General features: G+C 59.0%; 23 protein-coding genes. 5 read left to right on the top strand and 18 right to left on the bottom strand.

Going from position 1 to position 19,405, the window contains the following annotated elements:
- Window positions 1-169: 169 nt before the first annotated feature.
- From ASD02_RS09995 to traG, 3 genes are all read left to right on the top strand, one after another.
- The gene (locus tag ASD02_RS09995; RefSeq protein ID WP_057214379.1) at window positions 170-370 is read left to right on the top strand and encodes a TraC family protein; all 201 of its coding nucleotides are present in this window, start codon (window positions 170-172) and stop codon (window positions 368-370) included.
- Window positions 371-443: 73 nt separating this feature from the next.
- Entirely contained in the window at window positions 444-656 is a 213-nt protein-coding gene (locus ASD02_RS09990; protein WP_057214376.1) for a conjugal transfer protein TraD, read from the top strand.
- Between the two features lie 14 nt (window positions 657-670).
- Window positions 671-2,593, top strand: a complete 1,923-nt coding sequence (gene traG / locus ASD02_RS09985; RefSeq protein WP_057214372.1) for a Ti-type conjugative transfer system protein TraG — start codon at window positions 671-673, stop codon at window positions 2,591-2,593.
- Window positions 2,594-2,664: 71 nt separating this feature from the next.
- Here the strand turns inward: traG and ASD02_RS39180 are convergent, their stop codons facing one another.
- The 3 genes from ASD02_RS39180 to ASD02_RS09970 all read right to left on the bottom strand — a co-directional run bounded on the left by ASD02_RS39180 (window position 2,665) and on the right by ASD02_RS09970 (window position 3,896).
- The gene (locus tag ASD02_RS39180; protein WP_164474906.1) at window positions 2,665-2,811 is read right to left on the bottom strand and encodes a hypothetical protein; all 147 of its coding nucleotides are present in this window, start codon (window positions 2,809-2,811) and stop codon (window positions 2,665-2,667) included.
- A 345-nt stretch (window positions 2,812-3,156) separates the two neighbouring features.
- A complete protein-coding gene (locus ASD02_RS09975) occupies window positions 3,157-3,507 on the bottom strand; it encodes a DUF2958 domain-containing protein (RefSeq protein WP_198956882.1) in 351 nt (116 codons plus the stop codon).
- Between the two features lie 65 nt (window positions 3,508-3,572).
- On the bottom strand, window positions 3,573-3,896 hold the full coding sequence (locus ASD02_RS09970) for a DUF736 family protein (RefSeq protein WP_057215297.1): 324 nt from the start codon (window positions 3,894-3,896) through the stop codon (window positions 3,573-3,575).
- Between the two features lie 400 nt (window positions 3,897-4,296).
- On the opposite strand from ASD02_RS09970, the gene ASD02_RS38145 reads away from it, so the two are divergent.
- Entirely contained in the window at window positions 4,297-4,449 is a 153-nt protein-coding gene (locus ASD02_RS38145) for a hypothetical protein (protein WP_156408005.1), read from the top strand.
- Window positions 4,450-4,505: 56 nt separating this feature from the next.
- Here the strand turns inward: ASD02_RS38145 and ASD02_RS09965 are convergent, their stop codons facing one another.
- From ASD02_RS09965 to ASD02_RS09895, 15 genes are all read right to left on the bottom strand, one after another.
- Entirely contained in the window at window positions 4,506-4,715 is a 210-nt protein-coding gene (locus ASD02_RS09965; RefSeq protein ID WP_057215292.1) for a dodecin, read from the bottom strand.
- Between the two features lie 401 nt (window positions 4,716-5,116).
- Entirely contained in the window at window positions 5,117-6,859 is a 1,743-nt protein-coding gene (locus ASD02_RS09960; RefSeq protein ID WP_057215289.1) for a TRAP transporter large permease subunit, read from the bottom strand.
- Window positions 6,856-7,545, bottom strand: coding sequence for a TRAP transporter small permease subunit (locus ASD02_RS09955; RefSeq protein WP_057220630.1), 690 nt, complete (start codon window positions 7,543-7,545; stop codon window positions 6,856-6,858). The genes ASD02_RS09960 and ASD02_RS09955 overlap by 4 nt, the downstream gene beginning before the upstream one ends.
- A gap of 44 nt (window positions 7,546-7,589) precedes the next feature.
- Window positions 7,590-8,732, bottom strand: coding sequence for a TRAP transporter substrate-binding protein (locus ASD02_RS09950; protein WP_057215283.1), 1,143 nt, complete (start codon window positions 8,730-8,732; stop codon window positions 7,590-7,592).
- Between the two features lie 186 nt (window positions 8,733-8,918).
- Window positions 8,919-9,914 carry a P-type DNA transfer ATPase VirB11 gene (gene virB11, locus ASD02_RS09945; RefSeq protein ID WP_057215280.1) on the bottom strand — a complete coding sequence of 332 codons (996 nt, stop codon included), beginning with the start codon at window positions 9,912-9,914 and terminating at the stop codon, window positions 8,919-8,921.
- Between the two features lie 10 nt (window positions 9,915-9,924).
- A complete protein-coding gene (virB10, locus tag ASD02_RS09940) occupies window positions 9,925-11,097 on the bottom strand; it encodes a type IV secretion system protein VirB10 (RefSeq protein ID WP_057215278.1) in 1,173 nt (390 codons plus the stop codon).
- Window positions 11,094-11,966 (bottom strand): P-type conjugative transfer protein VirB9, encoded by an 873-nt coding sequence (virB9, locus tag ASD02_RS09935; RefSeq protein WP_057215342.1) that lies wholly within the window; start codon window positions 11,964-11,966, stop codon window positions 11,094-11,096. The genes virB10 and virB9 overlap by 4 nt, the downstream gene beginning before the upstream one ends.
- Before the next feature lie 5 nt (window positions 11,967-11,971).
- Complete coding sequence (locus ASD02_RS09930; RefSeq protein WP_057215276.1) at window positions 11,972-12,643, bottom strand: virB8 family protein; 672 nt, start codon at window positions 12,641-12,643, stop codon at window positions 11,972-11,974.
- Window positions 12,644-12,970: 327 nt separating this feature from the next.
- Window positions 12,971-13,903: a type IV secretion system protein gene (locus ASD02_RS09920; RefSeq protein ID WP_057215272.1), complete on the bottom strand. Its 933-nt coding sequence runs from the start codon at window positions 13,901-13,903 to the stop codon at window positions 12,971-12,973.
- A 5-nt stretch (window positions 13,904-13,908) separates the two neighbouring features.
- Window positions 13,909-14,049: a hypothetical protein gene (locus ASD02_RS38140; protein ID WP_156408003.1), complete on the bottom strand. Its 141-nt coding sequence runs from the start codon at window positions 14,047-14,049 to the stop codon at window positions 13,909-13,911.
- The gene (virB5, locus tag ASD02_RS09915) at window positions 14,046-14,726 is read right to left on the bottom strand and encodes a P-type DNA transfer protein VirB5 (RefSeq protein ID WP_057215339.1); all 681 of its coding nucleotides are present in this window, start codon (window positions 14,724-14,726) and stop codon (window positions 14,046-14,048) included. The genes ASD02_RS38140 and virB5 overlap by 4 nt, the downstream gene beginning before the upstream one ends.
- Before the next feature lie 11 nt (window positions 14,727-14,737).
- Window positions 14,738-17,104, bottom strand: coding sequence for a VirB4 family type IV secretion system protein (locus tag ASD02_RS09910; RefSeq protein WP_057215270.1), 2,367 nt, complete (start codon window positions 17,102-17,104; stop codon window positions 14,738-14,740).
- Between the two features lie 3 nt (window positions 17,105-17,107).
- A complete protein-coding gene (locus ASD02_RS09905; RefSeq protein WP_057215337.1) occupies window positions 17,108-17,434 on the bottom strand; it encodes a type IV secretion system protein VirB3 in 327 nt (108 codons plus the stop codon).
- Window positions 17,435-17,439: 5 nt separating this feature from the next.
- On the bottom strand, window positions 17,440-17,736 hold the full coding sequence (locus ASD02_RS09900; protein ID WP_057215268.1) for a TrbC/VirB2 family protein: 297 nt from the start codon (window positions 17,734-17,736) through the stop codon (window positions 17,440-17,442).
- The gene (locus ASD02_RS09895) at window positions 17,733-18,437 is read right to left on the bottom strand and encodes a transglycosylase SLT domain-containing protein (RefSeq protein ID WP_057215266.1); all 705 of its coding nucleotides are present in this window, start codon (window positions 18,435-18,437) and stop codon (window positions 17,733-17,735) included. Before ASD02_RS09895 ends, ASD02_RS09900 begins: the two co-directional genes overlap by 4 nt.
- 612 nt (window positions 18,438-19,049) lie before the next feature.
- Here ASD02_RS09895 and ASD02_RS09890 point away from each other — a divergent pair.
- Window positions 19,050-19,403, top strand: a complete 354-nt coding sequence (locus ASD02_RS09890; protein ID WP_057206320.1) for a MarR family transcriptional regulator — start codon at window positions 19,050-19,052, stop codon at window positions 19,401-19,403.
- Window positions 19,404-19,405 lie beyond the last annotated feature (2 nt).

Here is a 19,405-nt window from a genome sequence, read left to right as displayed (position 1 = left end):
AAGCGCGTCGCAACTGCGACGTATATTGCGCCATCCGCCTACTTAGTAGCACTTCATGATTCATCTTTGGCTCGGAGTTTCATTTTCCAATACCTCATTTCCGACGATTTGACTACTAAATTTAAGACAGTATAATCGCGTCTCATCGCAGACAGAGGAAGGACGAAAGGTGCGCGCAAAAACAACCATTTCCGATATCGACGCTCAGATCGAAACACTGCGGGCGAAACGCAAGAACCTACTGGTTAAAGCCAACGAGCGTTTCGCCCGGATGGCGCAGAAAGCCGGTCTCGCCGAACTCGACATTCCCGACAGCGAGCTCGACGCCATTTTTGCAGAGATCGTCACGCGATTTCGCGAAAGGGTCTGAGGGGCCGACGGTCCATCCGCTTAGGCGGCTTGACCAGCGGATTGTATTTCTCGAACGGAAGCTGCAACGCAGGATGACTCAAGAGCGCAAGCGCGAAACCCGCGAAAAGATCATCCTCGGCGGATTGGTCATCAAGGCAGGCTTAAGGAACGCCGATCGGGCGTTTCTGCTCGGAGCGCTGATCGAGGCGAGCCGGGTTCCAGTCGGGGCGGCGGAGCATGATCGGCTATGCGCCCTCGGTGCGAAGGCCTTTCGGGCGGAGGCCCGCGCACTGATCAAACTATAAACAGAGAGTGCGGGATGGCGGCGAAACGACGACTCAGCCCGATGGTCCTGCTGGCACTCGTGCCAATAGCAGTGAGCCTCGCGACTTTGCTTATCACAGCTTACAAGTGGCCGACGATGGCGACTATGGTTGCGCCCGAGTATGCCTATTGGTTCATGCGTGCGTCCCCGATTCCCAATCTTTTCTTTGGACCGATTTCGGGGCTCATTACTGTGGCAATCTTGCCTCTGCACCGGCGCAGACCGATCGCGCTTGTCAATGTCATCACGTTTCTCTGCATTGGCGGATTTTACGCTGTGCGGGAACACGCCCGACTGTCCCCCTTCGTTCAGACTGGAGTGGTCAGCTGGGCAGCGGCGTTTTCCTATCTCGATCTCTACGCAGCCGCAGGCGCAATCGGCGGCTTTGCCATCGTGGCGATCTCCGCCCGTATGTCCATAATCATCGGTGGACCGGTAAAACGAGCCCGGCGGGGCACCTTCGGCGACGCCGACTGGCTGTCTATGTCTGCCGCCGCCACTCAGTTTCCGGCGGATGGCGAAATCGTCATTGGCGAGCGCTACCGGGTCGATCTCGAGACGATCCACCGTGTCCCCTTTCGGCCTGACGACCGGTCAACCTGGGGGAAAGGCGGCAAGGCACCGCTGCTCACCTATAGGCAAGATTTCGATTCCACTCATATGCTGTTTTTCGCTGGTTCAGGCGGATACAAGACCACGAGCAATGTTATTCCGACAGCGTTGCGCTATACCGGACCACTGATCTGCCTCGATCCCTCGACCGAAGTAGCGCCGATGGTTGTTGCCCATCGGCGAACGAAGCTCAAACGAAACTGCATCGTACTTGGCCCATCCAATCCCGCTTGGGGCTTCAACGTCCTCGACTGGATTGAAACCTCGAAATCCAAGGAAGAGGACATCGTCGCGGTTGCTCACATGCTTCTGTCGGAAAGCTCTCGGATCGAAACATCGACGGGGTCATATTTCCAGAACCAGGCGCACAATCTTCTGACAGGTTTGCTGGCGCACATCATGCTCTCTGCGGACTATGCCGGCCGTCGCGATCTTCGCAGTCTGCGCCAGATTGTTTCCGAGCCCGAACCGTCAGTCCTGGCGATGTTGCGCGACATTCAGGAAACATCGCAATCGGCCTTTGTCCGCGAGACGCTGGGCGTCTTCACCAATATGACGGAACAGACTTTCAGTGGCGTCTATTCTACCGCGTCGAAGGATACACAATGGCTATCGCTCGACGACTATGCCGCGCTCGTCTGCGGGACGGCATTCAAATCGGGTGATATCGTCAAGGGCGCGATCGACGTTTTCCTGAACATTCCCGCCTCGATCCTGCGCAGCTATCCGGGCATTGCCCGCGTCATCGTCGGTTCACTGATCAATGCCATGATCCAGGCCGACGGGGCCTTCGACCGCCGCGCACTCTTCATGCTCGATGAGATCGATCTGCTCGGCTTCATGCGCGTGCTCGAGGATGCCCGCGACTACGGCCGGAAATACGGCATCACGCTGATGTTGATGTATCAATCGGTCGGCCAGCTCGAAAAGCACTTCGGCCGTGATGGCGCGACCTCATGGATCGATGGATGCGCCTTTGCATCCTATGCGGCAATCAAGGCGCTCGACACGGCCCGGAACGTTTCCGCTCAATGTGGCGAAATGACCGTTGAGGTCGAGGGCCGGTCCCGCAATATCGGCGGGAGCAGCTCTGACAAAGCTTCGAGGCGGTCAGAGAGTGTCAGCCTTCAGCGCAGACCGCTGATTATGCCGCACGAAATCATCCAGTCGATGCGCAAGGACGAGCAGATCATCATTGTCCAGGGTCACAGTCCGTTGCGTTGCGGACGGGCGATTTATTTCCGGAGAAAAGACATGAATGCGGCGGTCGAACCCAACCGGTTCGTCAAGGCACCGGCGACCTGAACGATCACATCCTGTCACCGCTCGGCGATACGTCCAAAAGATTGCGGTCGAAGCAAGATGACGCACGGCCTCTATTCTGGAGGCGGGTCATCGGTGTTGCGACGGACGAGTTCCTGCCGTGCCGCTTCCAGTTCGGCTTCGATCTGGTGGCGCTCCTCGGCGTCCGGGCAATACTGCAATTCAGCGCGCAGTTCCTCGATGTGCTGTTCGATCGTCATCGTCATCTCCTTGAATTTGTGAAAGATGACGCCGTCGGTCATGAGGGGTCGGAAGGGGTCAAGGCTCGCGTCACGCGACCGGCGGGGCCGGCGCGCGGAGGAGCCGATTTTGCCGCTTGCGGCAAAATTGGAGGGGCCGCGCGGCCTTGAAGCGTTCCGGCCCCTCATGGCATCCTGACACTTCTGAGCAGACAGGGTGGGTTGGGTATGCAATGTGCTGGCACCTGGCTGACCTCGCTTCTGACAAGATCCGGTTAGAGCGCCACGAGTTGCATTTCGCCAATGACGACAAACAGACCGGGACCGTAGCCTGCCGACTACGGCCCCTCCTGGCTATATACTCAGCTAGGCGACGATCCGGCTGGCTGCAGTAGCGACTTTGGCATAGGCCGAAATTGGCCGGTCCGCTTTAAAGGTGAGGTCCCTTTCGACGCGCAGGCCAAGGCGGCCGCGAACGGATTGGATCTCCGAGAGAAGAACGGAACCGAGTTCGGGAAACCCGACGCCGAGGTCGCAGAGCCCGAAGAGCAGATCGGGGTCCTCCGGTTCGGCAGCAGCGATCAACCATGTGGCGGCCGCGTCGGGCGTAAACAGTTTGACGAGCGGAAGCGGATCGAAGTCTGGATCGCGTTGGAAGCGTCGACCGTTGGTGATGAGGGCCGCGCGGATTTCCTCGGTGATGAGGCGCATTGGTATTCTCCAGGATGAAGGGGTTGGACGGAGCGGCCCCGCGATCACCGCGGGGCCGGCGTATGCGACGCTCAGGCTGGATCATTCCACAGGATGACCTTGCGGTTCGCCTCGCCGCCCGGTGCCGGTGCGACATTGCCGAAAATCACGCCGATCTCGGGCGCTTCGAGCTTGACCGAGAGGTATTCCTCGCCGGTGCGCTGCGAGTTCCGGTACCAGCCGGCGCCGATCTCGAAGCCGGTGCGGCGGTGGATGATGCGATAGTCAGGGGCGCCTTCGCTTGTCTTCTGCCCATTCGGGATGAGGGCGATCGGGGCGTTGACCTTAATGGTGGCGAAGAGACCTTCGAGGGTGCCGTCGGTCTTTTCGGTAAGGGTTGCGATCGTGGTGGCCATGGTGCTGTCTCCTTCGGTTGCTCGGGAACCATTCCCGATGGCGCCCGAAGAAGGGGCCGAGCCGCAAGTGTCACCGCAGCGAAGCGGAGGGAAACCCCTTGCGGGTTGACGCTGGACGCGGCCGGTCCCTTAGAAAGGCGACATCGAGAACGGGAATGGCATCCGAGGCGACCGATCGGAAAGACACGTGGCCGGTGCGCGCCATCGCATCCCGGCGTTCAGAAACCGCAGCGAGGATGGTATGGGTCGGCGCTACAAGAGCAGCGTTATCGCCCGGAATTCAGTGCAAGGCTGCGAAGCTCTTCAATAGCCGTGACGCCGACGGACGGGCTCGCAGGATCGCCAAGGTCCGCAGGAGGCCGAAAGATTGCGACAACGCATGATATGAGCGTGTCTGCGAATGGATTACGAAGTTGGCCTTGCGGCTCCCCTCACCGCAGGCGCAGGCGCGACGTTTGCCGAAGATCACGCCGATCTCGGGCGCTTCCAGCTCGACCGAGAGGTATTCCTCGCCGTTACGCTACAAACGCCGACCGTGAACCTCCATGGATAACCGTTCGACAGGCGGAGACCGGTTGGTACGTCGGAACGAGGAACCGGCCTAACGTTTCAATCGTCTATCCGAAATCCGACCTTCATAACCACCTGATAGTGCGCCACTGCGCCTTCCTTGATCTGTCCGCGGATTTGATCCACCTCGAACCATTCGAGGTTTCTCATGGTTTTCGAGGCCCGCATAATCGCTGTTTCGATCGCCTCGGTCACCGAGACCTTCGAACTACCGACAAGTTCCACCTTCTTATAGATATGGTCGCTCACGTTATCCTCCCAGGTTGGTTTAGGCTCTGCTCGGCTTCAAAGGGGCTCGTGGGCACCGCTCGATGGGATTGCTCGACCGAGCTGGCATCGCCACGCAGACAACGCTGCGTCAAGAGACTGCTGGCATGGAAGTTCACAGCTAAACGCCTACGATCCGGCAATAACCGGTTGTTGTCAAACAGTCTGCTGCTCGGCGCAGGCTGCCGCCGCAGCCGGGAGACCAATCGACCGGATTGACTGCCGCCGCTGGCATTTATCGTGCGAGACCTCCCGGGAAACTTCGCACTCGACAGCGGATGAGACGTAAGCCTCGTTCGGGTAGCGACGCGCCCGATGACCAAGCGGCGTGAACGTGTAGGCGCCGCCTGCGTTGCCGAGAGCACAGATGAGGCGGTAGTCTCTCAGCCGTAGAGATAATACGGAAGCCAGAGCGCCATGCCCGGCCAGACATACATGATGACCATGCAGAGTATGACGATCAGCATGTAGGGTATCATGCCTGCGAAGATCTGGCTGAGGGTGACCTGTGGCGGCGAGACACCTTTGAGATAATAGGCCGACATCGCGACTGGCGGCGACAGGAACGCTGCCTGAAGATTGACGAAAACGAGGACACCCCAGAGAATGGGATCGATGTCGAAGTGGCTTAGCAGCGGCAGGAAGATCGGCACGAAGATGATGATGATCTCGGTCCATTCGAGTGGCCAGCCGAGAACGAATATGATCGCCTGCGACAGGATCATGAACTGCACCGGCGTCAGGTCGAGCGCCAGCACCCATTCTTCGACGAGCGCCTGGCCGCCAAGGATAGCAAAGACCGCGGAGAAGAGCGCTGAGCCGACAAAGAGCCAGCAGACCATCGCGGTCGTCTTCGCCGTCAGGAATACCGCTTCCTTGGTGCGCTTCCAGTTGAGCGTCCGGGCCTGGAACGCAAGCAGGAAGGCCCCTGCAGCGCCGACGGCAGCGGACTCAGTCGCCGTCGTGATCCCGAACAGGATAACGGCAAGGACGAGCGCAGTGAGAATGCCGAGCGGCATGACGGAGGAGACCAGAAGCTTCACGACCTGCAAGCGATCCGTGGTCATGTTGCGGTAGTAGCGCACGAGTACGACCGCGGCGATGGCGGCGATGATGCCGAACGTTACGTAGAAACTCCCTGTCGGCCCGTCGACCGCCGCCGGACCCGCATCGAGCGCCGGCGCGCCGAGCTCCTCAAGCCCTTCGGGCGCTTCGGCCTCGGCCGAGGCTTGCGGATAAATGACGACATACCACCACACGAGCGCAAGCGTGAATGCGGTCAGCAAGAAAGGTACCAGCGCAGCGCAGGTATTCTTGATCAGCTTCCAATAGGTGAGCCGCCCCTCCGGGGTCTCGATTGCCATCGCCCGCGACGGCGAAAAGAGCGCGGAGAAGAGCCCGGCTAACATGTTGTGTGAATAGAGGGCCTCAAAGCTCCTCATCCAATCGGGCACCGGAACTCTTGTCTGTTCTTCGGGTAAGGCGGGTGCGATCTTCGGATTGATCATCGCCCAGCCGAGAATGTAGACAAGATAGAGGAACGCAAGGAAAAAGCCGGGCAACATCGCCGCGGCATAAAGCTTGACGACCGACTGCCCGGCAACCGCCGCGTAGACGATAATCATCACCGATGGCGGGATCAAAATGCCCAGCGTGCCGCCGGCGGTGATGACGCCCGAGGCAAGCTTCACGTCGTAGCCGGCGCGCAGCATCGGGTTCATCGCGATGACGCCCATCAGCACCACCACGGCGCCGACGAGGCCGCTGGCGATGCCCCAGAAGGTGCAAACGATGAGCGTTGCAACGGCAAGCGACGCCGGCACCCGTCTGAAACAGAGCTGGATGCTGTAGAACATCTTGTCGACCAGCGCACCGCGCTCCATCACGTAGCCCATCAGCACGAAGAGAGGGATGGAGATCAGGACGTCGTTGGTCATCGCGCCGTAGGTGCGCTGAACCATTAGGTCGAAGACGCGATTGTCGATCCAGTGCTCGGCCGGATTGTAGAAGGCATAGAATCCAAAGAGCATGCCGAGCCCCATCAGCGTAAAGGCTGTCGGGAACCCCATCATGATCACGATCACGATGAAGATCAGCATCGTCAGTCCGAGGAACGGATCGCTCACGTCTCGATGTCTCCCCCCAGGCCTCGTTTTCGCGCTGCCCTGTCGATGTCCTGGGCGCGCTCGATCGCGGCCTCGCGCGTTTCGGCGTCTATGTGCTCGCTATGCGCAAGCTGCTCGGCGACGACGTCGATCTCCTCGACATCCTCAATGCGGCTCGGCCATTCTCCGGACCTGAGACAGACGATGCAGCGCATGATCTCGGCCAGTCCTTGAAGCATCACGAGAGCACCGGCTATCGGTATGACGGTCTTGAAGTAGTAGATCGGCGGCCCCTCTGCCGTCACGGTCGAATGCTCGCCGATCCGCCACGAAAGTGCCGCGTAATCGTAACCCGCGTAAACGAGGGCGGCGACGCCGGGCAGGAAGAAGAGGATGTAGAGGACGAGATCGAGCCCGGCCTGTATCCGCGGTCTGAGTGAGCTGTAGAGAAAGTCACCACGCACATGAGCGTTCTGCGCCAAACCGTACGCTCCGGCGAGCATGAACAGCGTGCCGTAAAACATGTTGCTGGCGTCGAAGATCCAGGCGGTCGGCATGTTCATGATGTAGCGTTTGAAGACCTCGACGCAGACAAGTGTCATCAGCCCAATGATGAGCCACGCCGCGGCCTTTCCAACCCACACGCTGATTGCATCGATCCTGAGCAGAAAATCCTGAACGGTCACGCGTGCCCCCAGATGGTGCATTCTTTTGGCCAGAAGTTCTCCGCCCGAAATGCCCGAGCCACGCGTCAGAGTTCTTTGGCGACACCGTCCGGACCGAAATAGTGATCGAACACCAATCTCCGGCCGACGACGGTGTCCTGTTCCCACCGCGTTGCCCGCTGTGCAAAAGCGAGCTGGGACTGAAGAATCTCCTTGAAGAGCGGGTTTTCGGCCGCTTTCTTCTTCACGACCTCGTCGTAAACCTCCAATTGCCTCTTGAGGATCGTTTCAGGCGTCTTGTAGAATTTTACCTTGTCGGTCGTCTGCATCTCCAAATAGTCTTTCGAATAGCGATCGATCGCCTTCCAGTGCATGTCCTGTGAAGCAGCCTCAACGGCATTGGCGATGATGGCCTTCATTTGCTCAGGCAGCGCGTCGTATTTCGTCTTGTTGAACATGATTTCGAACTGCTCGGCATTCTGGTGGTAGCTCTGCAGCATGCAGATCTTCGAGACGTCGGGGAAACCAAGGACGCGGTCGGACGAAGCGTTGTTGAATTCGGCCGCGTCGAGCAACCCACGGTCCAGTGCCGCGACGATCTCGCCGCCCGGCAACGCATTGACTGCCGCCCCGAGACCGGTGAAGACGTCGATCGAGATGCCGACAGTGCGGAATTTCAGTCCTTGGAGATCCTCAACCTTGGCCACAGGCTTCTTGAACCAGCCGAGCGGTTGTGTCGGCATCGGACCATAAGGGAACGAAACGACATTGGCGCCGATGGATTCATAAAGCTTGGCGAGAAGCTCCTTGCCGCCGCCATATTTGTGCCACGCCAGCAGCATGTTGGCGTCCATTGCGAAGCCCGGCCCGGAGCCCCAGAGGGCCAGCGCCGTCTGTTTCCCGTAGTGGTAGACAAGAACGCCGTGGCCGCCGTCGAGGGTTCCTTGCGACACTGCGTCGAGCAGGCCGAAGGCTGGCACGACGGCGCCCGCCGGCAACACCTCGATCTTCAGGTCGCCGCCGGTCATGTCGTTGACCTTCTTGGCGAAATCGAGCGCGAACTCGTGAAAGATATCCTTGGAGGGCCATGTGCTCTGCCAGCGCATGTTGACGGGCCCTTGCGCCTTGACGACACTCGGTGCAGCGATCACCGCCGCGCCGGCCATAGCCGCACCGCTAAGGAACTTGCGACGCGACGTCCTCCCTTCAATATGGGGTCTTCGTTTCACCTCTTCCTCCCGAACACATGAACTCCTCACCCGCAGTCGAAGGGCGATGAAGGGTGCCGCGGTCTCCCGCCCCACTCGTGATCAAGGGTCTTGACCCCAAACAATACTCCTCAATCGAGCCCCAAGCAAAGGTTGCAGAGAGCAGCGCTCGAAAATCTTTTCAGGAAACGTTCCCTCGACTAACCACTACGCTGGCCAATCAAACCATATCTCCGTTACGCGGAACTTCCCCTCGACCCGTTTGCACTGAACGACGATATCGACCAACATCTTCAACAGGTCGCGAATATCGTCGCGCGCGAGATCCTGCCCGCCGTCGGATTCCTTAACGAGCAGGGTCAGTTGCTCAAACGCGAGGGCTGCCGAGTCAGCGTGCACTGTGGTGATGGACCCTGGATGCCCGGAGTTGATATTTCGGATGTAGTAGAAAGCCGTGCCGTCGCGCAGTTCCTGCAGCAGGACACGATCGGGACGCATCCGCAGGCTTGACTCCAGCAGCTCCTTGGGACCGATTTTCGCAAGGCCCTGTTCCCCCTTCGAATAGAACAGTCGAACGTGGTTTGGTTGCGGTATGACCAGCTCGGCTGTGTCCTCGATTGTGATAATGCGCTCGAACGTCGGAATGTGCTGGATCAGCGCCTTCGACAGCGTGGTTTTACCCGAGCCGGTCGCCCCGGAAATAATGATGTTCTTCCGGGCGACAACCGATTGCTCCAGGAACGCCGCATAGTTTCCGGCTTCGTAAAGCTTAGACAGCCTTCTGTCCGGACTGTCGGCTCGATCACCCGCCGCGGCGGTCACGGTAAATAGTCCTGCTGCGTCTAGGCCGCCTAACGACAGGGACACGGATGAGGGTTTGCGAATGGTGATGCTAACCGTGCCTTTTGTTGTTGCCGGCGGGATAACGATCTGAATACGCTCGTCGTCCGGAAGAGTTGCCGAAAGGATCGGCCTCGCCTCGTCGATCGCCTGATGCGAATGACTGGCAACGGCGCGGGCAAGACGCATCAATCTGTCGAAGGTCAGTTCCGCAACGTCAAAGCGCGACCAGCCAGCGGACCCTTCTGCCAGGACTTCGCCCGGCCGGTTGATGACCACCTCATAGAGTGTGGGGTTTTGCAGCAACCCGGCGATCGGCTGGAGAAGCTGGCGCACGACAGGCGCGTCGCACGTTCCCGTCACGCGCTGATCCTCATTTCGTTACGACGCGCGCGCGTTTGCTGAAGTCGCCGAGGACAGAACGTTCGAGAACAGAGTTACGTGGTTTGGACACCCGCAATTCATAGATCCCGGAAAAATCGAGATCACGCGCCACGAAAATCGACACGAGCTCGCCCTGATGCTTGCTGAGCGTCGGGACAATATTAATCGATTGCTCGACGGCGATCGCTGCCGCTTGCCTGCCGGCGCTCGTCGTACCCTCCGCGTCAACGTCCTGATCCTGTAATTGCCTTCCGCCAAAGCTCGCCACATCACCAACGATCGACAGGAGCAAAGCACTGCCGAAGCGCTCCCACCAATGACTGTCGACATGACCGTCAAAACCGGCTCGACCGAGCGCATCGGTTGCGGGTGAAGCAAGCGCAATGATGACACCGGTTGGCGTTTTCGCACGGTTCCAGAGGACGAAGAGCCGCTTCTGGCCGCGCCGCAGACCGCCGCGGTATTCGCCGACAACTTGTGTGCCCTTCTCCATCAGCACCACGCGGCCGTTATCCGAAAACACGTCGCGATTGATGACACAGCTCGCGAAGCCAGGCTGGTCAGAAGACAGCGCCGTTTCGAGCACGCACGGGATCGAAGTCCCCATCGCGACGATATAGTTCCGGTTGCCGAGATGTCCGGCGCGCGAACCTTCGAGCCGTGTCGGCTTCAGCCTGCGGTCGAAACGCTGATCTTCGTTCTCGCCTACCTCGCCGCCAAGCGCGCCATTAATGGGCAGATAGGTCGAAGCTTGATCCGGCGGTGTTTGCGTGTATTCGGAACGGCGATCGATCCCTTGGCCTGCGTTGAAGGCCATGACTGGGGCTCGCCGGGCAGATTCCAGAAGCTCGTCTTTTTCGGGTTCGGTGGGCGCTTCGGCGACAACCGGCGTTGGCAATTTGACTTCGGGCAATGGCTCCACCGTCTTCGGCTCCTCTTTTGCCGGCTCGAAGTCCGTCGCTTGCCGGATGACCACCCGCTCCTCACGATTGGCATTCGGGTCAAGGGTCTGCGAACGCATCGACCACAGCCCGAAGCCGATGAAGGCGAGGATAGCTGCGACAACGGCGCCGCGTCTGAGAGCCGGGTTGCTGTCGAACCCTTGGGGAAGCTGGGCATGTCCGCGTTCGCCGGGTATCGTCGTTGGAACATCGTCTGTCATTGTGCGTCTCTTTGGGCTGTGTCCTCATCTGGTACCTTGACGACCCTCTCCACCGATGGAGAGGTCGTATGTGTCCCGGGGTTGTCTGCGCCAAGAGTCTGGGCCTCGTTGAAGACGCAGATCACATCCGCTCCGCGACGCAGGATGAACTTGCGGCTGATGGCATGGACGAGCACGAGATCACCGGAGACGGATTTCGGGACGAGACTTTCGGTTCCGTCGGAGTTCTCAAGGTAGATTGCCGGGATCTCCCGGTTGTCGCCGAAGACAAAGGTTGTAAGCTTGCCGTTGTCGTAAACGGCCTGCGGTTCGATCGCGGCAGATCCTTGCGCCGAATATTGCCAGTTGCGCGGGCCATATTGCTCATGGAGCGCCAAAACGTCATTTGCAGCACCGGCTTTCTCCGCTTGGCCACGGGCCTGCGCTTCCAGGCGCCGGCGCCGCGCCTCGTCAGTGGGATAGCGGTACTTCACATAGAAATAGGTATCTTGCCCGGCAACAACGGAGCCGTCGCGCACTGTCAGCTCCATCTGGTAACTGCGCTTTGAGCCATCTCGTCTTGTCGTGACAATGGAGATGTTGGTGATCGGCTGGTTTTCGCGCGGTTTTAGGAACAGAATATTGCCGGCTGGCGCCACCTCCCAGGCTACCGAATTGCCAAGCGCCACATGCGCGATCTCCTCATTGGGCGCAAACTCCACCTGAACCGACGAGCGCAGTGTGCCGACGATGCGGGTGATGTTATACGGCTGATAGTTGACGAAACGAACACGGTTGTCCTGCCCGGCGCCGCTCGGAATATTGAGGGCCAAGGCTGGATCAAAGACCGCGGTGACGGCGACAAGGGCGGCCAAGACTGGAAATGAAATTGTCTTCAATTGATCGCCTCCGGATCTGCCCGATACTCACTGACGATAAAGCCAATTGGATTGACCAGCCGGTCGGTCGAGGAGACCGGGGCATTGACATAGGAATAAGTGATCGTCGCCACCCAATGGGTTGTGCGCACATCGTCTGCCCGGGTGATGGTGCTGAGAAAGCGCACCGACACGACGCTTGCGTTGATCAGGGAGATCGACTTGATCGTGACTTTCACCGTCGAACCCCGCCCGTAAACATTTTGTGGGGAGTGGGGATTGCTGCCGCGGTAAAGGGTGGCAAACCGCATCTGCTCGGGTTGCGCCGACAGGAGTGAGACGGTCTCGAAATTCTCCTTGGCCTCCGACCAAACATAGCCTTCGCGCGCCCTGACATAGCGCGCAGCAAAATACTTCGTCACCGCTTCGTCGTAGCTTCCGGCCCCCGAGGTCAGGGCCGACACCACGTCGACAATACCGGTCGAATTGTCGACACGCACGACGAATGGCACGGCCGTCTTTAATGGCGCGAGCGCAGCGACGGCAAAGACGGCGGCGCAGGCAACGAAACTTGCAACAATCGCAATAGTCCAGGCAATTCGTGCCGAACGTTCGACGCTTATCAATCGATCCTGATCGAAACGGCGCGCCCTGTCGAAATAGGCCTTCAAACCATCCGGGGTGATCATTGGCGCCCCAGCGCCTCGGCGCATTTGCGATAGGACGCGCGTTCGTCAAACTCCTCGAAGGCCGCGGGAACTGGCTGTTCACGCAGGTAACCGAGCGGTTTTGCAGAACGCTGTCTACCGCCCTCCCATTGCCACATTGAACGGTTGAGCGGGCGTTTGGTGTATCCGTCGCATTTCGGGAGATGAGACGTCATCGTGTTGCATCCGCTGACCAGGGCCAACAATAGGAGGCAGAAGACAGTTCGCGGCATATCGACCGGTATCCTTTGTTCATCCGTAAAGGGTCGCAGCGCCGTTGAGGCACCTTGCTGGAAGAGCATCGGCAGGTCACGACGTGTCGTGTTCCGACAAGCGGCGAACGGCGGCGCGCATACCGCGTCGCGCGATGCGCTGGACAGCGACTGCTCCGGAGGTGAGCGTACTCTCATGCGCATCGCGTGCCGCAGAGTAGCCATAGGTCAGCGACGCACCACCGGCAGCAAGGGATGCTGCGATACCGGGGAGCTGATAAAAGACGTAGAGGCTTGCGATCCCAATGGCTCCGATCGCTATCGGCCGCATCAAGACGTCCTCGTAGGCTTCGACGGTGGTGAACGACGTGTCGAGCGTCGTGATCAGCAGCGAGCCGACCGCAACGACCAGGATCTGTAAGATAACGAAATTGACCAGTTGGCCGATCCAGGCTTCGGTGAAGCGCCGCGTGCTCTGAAACATCGCCAGTGCAATGAAAATGGGACCGAGTGCCAGAATGATGGCGAGTGCGACGCGGGCATAGAGGGAGACGATATAGCCGATTGCAGCGACGACGAATGTAATGACGACCATCAAGAGGCCACCGAACGCGGTCGCGATGTCGAGCGGCCAAGAGCTTCTGTTCCAGATTTGGTTGGCCGACGCCTGCCCCTTGTCGAGCAGTGCATCAAATGTCGACGCACTCGGTACGGTGCCGGTGTTGAGCGCCGTGGAGATTTCCTGCGGCAGACTGGTGAAGAATAGATCAGTTACAAACGCCCGATAGTCGGCAGCATTGCGCACGAGCATCACCAAAATGCCGAGCTTGATCGCGCGGTAGGCAAACTCCAGCACAGGCGCTTCGATGGACCCTCTGAGAACCAGATAGCCATAGAGGACGACATAGAGCACGAGGGCCGCCGTCAACGGCCCCGCCACCCACGTGCTGATGTTGGATGTTCCGGAAGAAATGAAACTCTCAAGTGGAGCCTTGAACTGATTGTCGAGGAAAGCAAAGACCTGGTACATCCGCCTTAGCCCCCAAGCGCCTTGTTCGTTCGCTCGAGCCGAGCCTTGCCACGGACCGCCTCGGCCAAGCGGTTCAAGTCGGTGAGAACCTCACCGTGCGAGCAGGCGACGGGCAACAGCAGGCGGGTCGGCATCGACGTTGTCATTTGAGTGCGGCTCCCATTGCGTCCATCCGTTTGCGCCAGTCTTCGGCCTGGCGTTGCAGATCAACCTGAACCTGCGCTTGCTGGATCATCTGCAGTGCCTGCATGCGCAGGGTGTCCGTCTCGAGAAAGGCGGTCTCGGCAAGCAGCCGGGCCTGAAGGTCTGCTATGTCCTTGGCGTCTCCGGCCGCGGCAATCCGTTTGCGCAACTCGTCGATGCCGTCGATGCGCTTGGTTGCCGCGTCATAGATCTGCTGCCCGAGGCTCATCTGACCGGCGTTGCGGTTCTGCATACGAGCAAGTTCTGAGGCGTAGAAATCGTTGGCGCTGGTTTTATAGATGCTGTTGTCATCGAGGAACCTCGTGGCGGAATCGCCAAAGGCGCCGGCGCCTGCGCCCTTCAGCAGCCCTTGGACGGCTGAGAAATCGTCGGGTAGTGCGTTGCGGATCGCCGGATCGTTCAAAATGGTTGCGATATCAGCCATATCGGTCAGTTTGTTAAGGGAACCGTAAAGCTGCTGCGCCTGATCAAGCTGCGCCTTCATCGAATCCAGTTGCTTGGTCAACTGGGCAATGCTCTCTATGTGTTTGGCGATTGCAGCGTTATCGACAACCGGGATCCCCTGCCCTGAGGTCCCTGTTGCATAAAGCACTGCGGCTGCAGCGATCATCGCTGTCATCTTCCTGATCATCAGCTTTTACTCCTCATTTGCTGGAACAGCGGCAACCAGGCGGACGGATCGTCTCCTACGTCCGCACGGATACGATCCCCCAGTTCGACATTGGCGGTGCGCCCGGACAACACGGCGAGTTCATCGTCGAAGCCTGCGAGATTGAGTTCGGCGACAACGCTGTTGTGGCCCTGCTTGACGATAAACCGCCTCGCATCGTTGGAGAGTGCACACGATATCAGTTCGAACTCACGCTCCGTCAGCTTGAAACCATCGACATAATCGGCATGACTTCCACGCGCATTCGGCATGAATAGCTGTGTCGGGCATTGTTCGATGATCGTATGTGCAATCGGTGAACCGATAGCGTCGCGTGGGCTTTGCGTGGCAAACAGCATCAATCCGTTCTGCTTGCGGATCGTCTTCAGCTTGTTTTGAGCAAGATCGCGGAAGGCCTCGTCGGCAAGCGCCTTCCAGAATTCGTCGACGACGATGATGATCCGGCGGCCGTCGATCAACTGCTCGACGCGATAAAACAGATAGGCCATCAGTGGCGTGCGGATTTCCTCATTGTCGAGGAAATGCGTCATGTCATAGCCGAGGAACTTCGCGCCGATGCCTATGTCGTCGGCATCATTGTCGAACACCCAGCCAAGCGGCCCGCCTTTTTCCCAGCGACGCAGGCGCGCCGCTATGCCCTCAGGATCAGTGTTGTCGAGGAAAGCACGCAGCGCCCCTATGGTGCGCTCATCGCGCGAAAGGTCAGCAATTCCCTCGATGGCGCCGGCAATATCGCGGACTTCGGTAACGGAAAGCTCACGCGCCTTCGAGCCGACAAGCTTCGCGATCCATTGGGACAGAAAGACCTTGTTCTGCGGCGTGAGCTCAAGACCCTTAAGTGGTGCGCATCCAGTTGGCGCACCATTTTGCAGCGGCAGATAAATCCCGCCTGCGGCGCGCACGAACAGATCGGCGCCACGGTCCTTGTCGAAGAAGACAATATGCGGATCATGCTTCTGCAACTGAGAGAGCATGAAATTGACGACGACGGTTTTGCCCGATCCTGTCGGTCCGCAGACGAAAGTATTGCCGAGATCACCATGGTGGAAGTTGAAATAGAACGGCGATCCGGATGCGGTTTTCAGGAGAGCGACGGCGGGGCCCCATTCGTTGCCGTGCTCCTGACCGCGGGGATAGGAATGGAACGGAGAAAGAGCGGCGAAATTTTTGGACGTGATTGCGCCAGAGCGGGCGCGATAGCGAAAATTGCCCGGAAGCTGCGCCCACCAGGCTGCTTCGAGCCCGAGATCCTCACGGGCAACGACTGCACCCCCATTGGTGAGGTGCGCGCGCGACTTTGCCAGATTGTCATTGAGCTCCGTCACCGATGGCGCAAAGACTGCGAGCGTCAGATGATGTTCGCCCAGGGCGAACCGGTTTGATTCCAGATCGTCGAGGGCGTCTGCAAGCTCGTGCAGTTGTGAACATGCCCTGTCGCCAGCGCTGACCATCTGGTTCTGTTTGCGCCCCATTATCACCTTGGCGTCGGCCTTGCTGACAAAGGCGAATGACTGAGTGAGGATGAGCTCGAACGGCGCCGTCAGCAGGTCATCAAGCATGCCAGTGCGGGTGCGCGCCGGGTACTCCTTGAACCCGAACATGCCGGCGAAACGGCTCGCGGCTTCATGTCGTATCTCGGCGGTTTCCCGGCCAATGATGACCCGGTCGGAGTAAATCGCTGAAGAAATGCGCCCTTGCGTAAGCGGGATCGGTTCTCGCCTGCCGCCGACCAGTTGATGGAGCACCTCACTCGGCTCGGAAAAGACAATGCCGTCGTGCTCATAGATCGATAAAATGCGCGGCGCGAAGCGCGCCAAGCCGGCTGAGACGTCGGTCGTCACGTCGACCAGATGTTTGAGGGCCTGGCGATCAAGTTCGAAGCCAGTGGCCCGTGCGGTCTTTAGCCTCGTCAACAGCGATGCGATCTTGCGAGCAGGATGGCGGGCCGGATGCCACACCAGCGTCAGATAGAGATCGTTGCGAAAGAGATCCTCGCCAACCATCCTGTCGCGGTATTTTCGATTGAGGCTGTCGGAGAAGGCATTGGCATAAACGCCATTCGGATAGTCATTGTCGCGCCGGCGGATGATATGTGCCCATAGCGCCAACCGCTCATCGGCGATGTTGCGATAAAGCGTGTTGAGATCGCGGTGAAACGCATCGATATCGAGCGGATCAGCAGTTTCAAAAGCGATGCCTTCAAGGGCGATGACCGTCATCAAAGCGCGAGAATCGAGGCCAATGACGGTCTCATCGATGTGACGGACGTAGGGAATGAAGGTTTCCGGTTCCAGTTCGCGGGCTTTGAACTTAGCAAAACTAGTCAAGGTCTAGATCCTCCAGGCCATAACATGATCAAGGCGCAAGGGAGTGACAGTCGAGCCTCCCCACAGAACCGCGTTGCGCGCCCTGCATCGCGTTTCGACGCAGGCAACGAGGACGCGGAACATATTGTGGTCGTGCTTGACGAGTGCTTTGAAAGCGAGATGGAGAACCACGCCAACCAGGGCATAGACAATCGAGCCGGCGACGATGAACAGGATCGTCGTCAGCATCACGTTGATCGCCATCGCCTCCATCGTCACCCCGGCAACCATGATGGGACGCGTGCAGGCAAGAAATAGCGTGTCTTCCTCAACAGCAGCAGCGCGCGACATGAGCATCATCCGACGATCGTGTTGACCAGTTCAGTGGCGCCGAAGATGCCGCCGATACCGATGATCCAAAATCCTGCCTTGCGCAGATCCATGTAACCGAACATCCAGGAGATGCAGATGACTATGATGGCGATGACCGCGAGCAGGCGCGCGATATTGCCGGTCAGCATATCGACAATGTTCTGAAGCACGTTTTCAATGCCAGCGGCCTGGGCGAAGGCTGGTTCCATCATCGCCAAGGTCGTCGCTGCGGTGATCAATATCGACGCCGCAACAGGCTTTAGATGCGATCGCAAGGTCATTCGAAACTCCCTTTATTGTTGGCAAAAACGACAACCGAAGAGCCCGCTTTGGAAGCAAATACATCCCACTCATCCTGGCCGCCGGGGGACAACGGCTGGACCTCGTGTGCCTTTATGGGTTCGTCGCGCGGCGCGTCATTTTTGGGCATTGGGTCAATGTCGCCGCCACCCATTGCTCGCTGCGGCGACCGTGCCTGCTGCGTGACATCTTCCAGTACGAGCTCGGCCAGGCGTGGCTTCAACCGCTCCTCTTCTATTTGAACACGGCGGTCGTATCCGACGATCTCACCGATCTTTGCATCGCCCCGACCGAAGTAGGCGCGCAGCGTGACGGCTTCGAGCTCTGTGCCTTCGAACCCCGCGCGGTCCGCAGCGACCCGGTATTGCGTCAGAAGGTGCGCCGTGGCCTTGAGGTTCTCGCACGGGTCAAAGCCATCGACGATGCTCATTCCCATGCTCGCAAGGTCAGACGGGCTTAGGCCCCCGAGCCCGAGATCCACGCTATGGCCCTCGGCAATGAGCCTGGTCGCAATATCGGCGGCTTCGACGATATCGCGCGGCGGAGCGCCGAGCGGATAATCACTGTTGATACGGATCGCCAACGGCGCAATGCCGCTTTCAATGCTGACGACAGCCGCGAGGATCTCGCTTGAGATCGTCGGTGCGCAGGTCTCAGCCAATTCGACGAATAGGACGGGCATCGGATCAAAACCACACACGTTGGGGCGCCACCCCATCAATCGTTAGGTCGACGAAGCGGGGGTGTTGGCGCACATGCGGCGGTTTCAGCCGGTACGCTACGCATACGCGTCGTCCTTGTGCCCATTCCCATTGACCCGCCTGTCGCCCGTCCAGCCACCGCCTCGTACAACTGTCGTTGCCTGTTGGGACCGGCCGCAACGAAATGCATGTCGCTTCGCGGCCGCGGTCTCCACTACGCTGGCTCAGCCGATACCCAGCTTCGCAGTAATAGGGCTCATACCCCGGACGAGACGCTCGAAAACCGATACCGCTACAGACGGGGAAGGACCGCCCCTCCGCCAAATGTTTCCAAAGCTTGTGGATTGACGGCCGGCATTCCGCGAACTCGGTTGGGCCGCCAGGGTTCGACAGGCAAAGAAGGACTTCACATGCCCAATTATCCGCATAGGATTTAGTCTCGTACACGGCATATATTGCAATCGACAAAGAGCCGGATAGGACGATCTTAGAGATGCTGAAAACCATGCGAAAACCTCGCGGAGCAACTAGAGAGACCATGGGGGAGCGATTTGTCAGATCGCCTGCGTGTCACAAAAATGACAGTTAAATCCATGCCAACGTCATTTGACGCCCGCTGGCAGAGCATTACGTTTTCGTCGCTCGCAATGAGCGAGATCATGGACAATCCGGTAGAGGGAGAGACCCCGCAGGCTCGCCTCAAGCAGCTGGGAATGCTGAGCCTGCTTTATACCTTGCACCTGGCCAACATCCCGCTGACGCTGACAAACATCACGGAAAAGACAGGATTGACGCGGGGCGGAGCGGCAGAGCCGATCGACCAGCTGGTTGCCCGCGGCCTTTTGAGGGAAGGCTGGGCGAAGAACGCGCTCGGACGGGGCAAGGCCCGCGAATTCGAGATATCGGATACGCTTTTTGCAAGACTGAAACAGGCCAGCTCGCCTTGAGC

Source organism: Ensifer sp. Root1252 (assembly GCF_001425885.1).
GTDB lineage: Bacteria > Pseudomonadota > Alphaproteobacteria > Rhizobiales > Rhizobiaceae > Ensifer > Ensifer canadensis.
This window is presented reverse-complemented; position numbering and strand designations above follow the sequence as displayed.

What these genes read in the sequence shown, in the direction of transcription:
- ASD02_RS39180 (WP_164474906.1), bottom strand. Translation starts at nt 2,811, where the DNA reads ATGACGATCGAACAGCACATCGAGGAACTGCGCGCTGAATTGCAGTAT.
- traG (WP_057214372.1), top strand. Translation starts at nt 671, where the DNA reads ATGGCGGCGAAACGACGACTCAGCCCGATGGTCCTGCTGGCACTCGTG.
- virB10 (WP_057215278.1), bottom strand. Translation starts at nt 11,097, where the DNA reads ATGACAGACGATGTTCCAACGACGATACCCGGCGAACGCGGACATGCC.
- ASD02_RS38145 (WP_156408005.1), top strand. Translation starts at nt 4,297, where the DNA reads ATGGATTACGAAGTTGGCCTTGCGGCTCCCCTCACCGCAGGCGCAGGC.
- ASD02_RS09895 (WP_057215266.1), bottom strand. Translation starts at nt 18,437, where the DNA reads ATGCCCGTCCTATTCGTCGAATTGGCTGAGACCTGCGCACCGACGATC.
- ASD02_RS09970 (WP_057215297.1), bottom strand. Translation starts at nt 3,896, where the DNA reads ATGGCCACCACGATCGCAACCCTTACCGAAAAGACCGACGGCACCCTC.
- ASD02_RS09890 (WP_057206320.1), top strand. Translation starts at nt 19,050, where the DNA reads ATGCCAACGTCATTTGACGCCCGCTGGCAGAGCATTACGTTTTCGTCG.
- ASD02_RS09955 (WP_057220630.1), bottom strand. Translation starts at nt 7,545, where the DNA reads ATGCACCATCTGGGGGCACGCGTGACCGTTCAGGATTTTCTGCTCAGG.
- ASD02_RS38140 (WP_156408003.1), bottom strand. Translation starts at nt 14,049, where the DNA reads ATGACAACGTCGATGCCGACCCGCCTGCTGTTGCCCGTCGCCTGCTCG.
- ASD02_RS09900 (WP_057215268.1), bottom strand. Translation starts at nt 17,736, where the DNA reads ATGACCTTGCGATCGCATCTAAAGCCTGTTGCGGCGTCGATATTGATC.
- ASD02_RS09920 (WP_057215272.1), bottom strand. Translation starts at nt 13,903, where the DNA reads ATGTACCAGGTCTTTGCTTTCCTCGACAATCAGTTCAAGGCTCCACTT.
- ASD02_RS09930 (WP_057215276.1), bottom strand. Translation starts at nt 12,643, where the DNA reads ATGATCACCCCGGATGGTTTGAAGGCCTATTTCGACAGGGCGCGCCGT.
- ASD02_RS09990 (WP_057214376.1), top strand. Translation starts at nt 444, where the DNA reads ATGACTCAAGAGCGCAAGCGCGAAACCCGCGAAAAGATCATCCTCGGC.
- ASD02_RS09905 (WP_057215337.1), bottom strand. Translation starts at nt 17,434, where the DNA reads ATGTCGCGCGCTGCTGCTGTTGAGGAAGACACGCTATTTCTTGCCTGC.
- virB5 (WP_057215339.1), bottom strand. Translation starts at nt 14,726, where the DNA reads ATGACAGCGATGATCGCTGCAGCCGCAGTGCTTTATGCAACAGGGACC.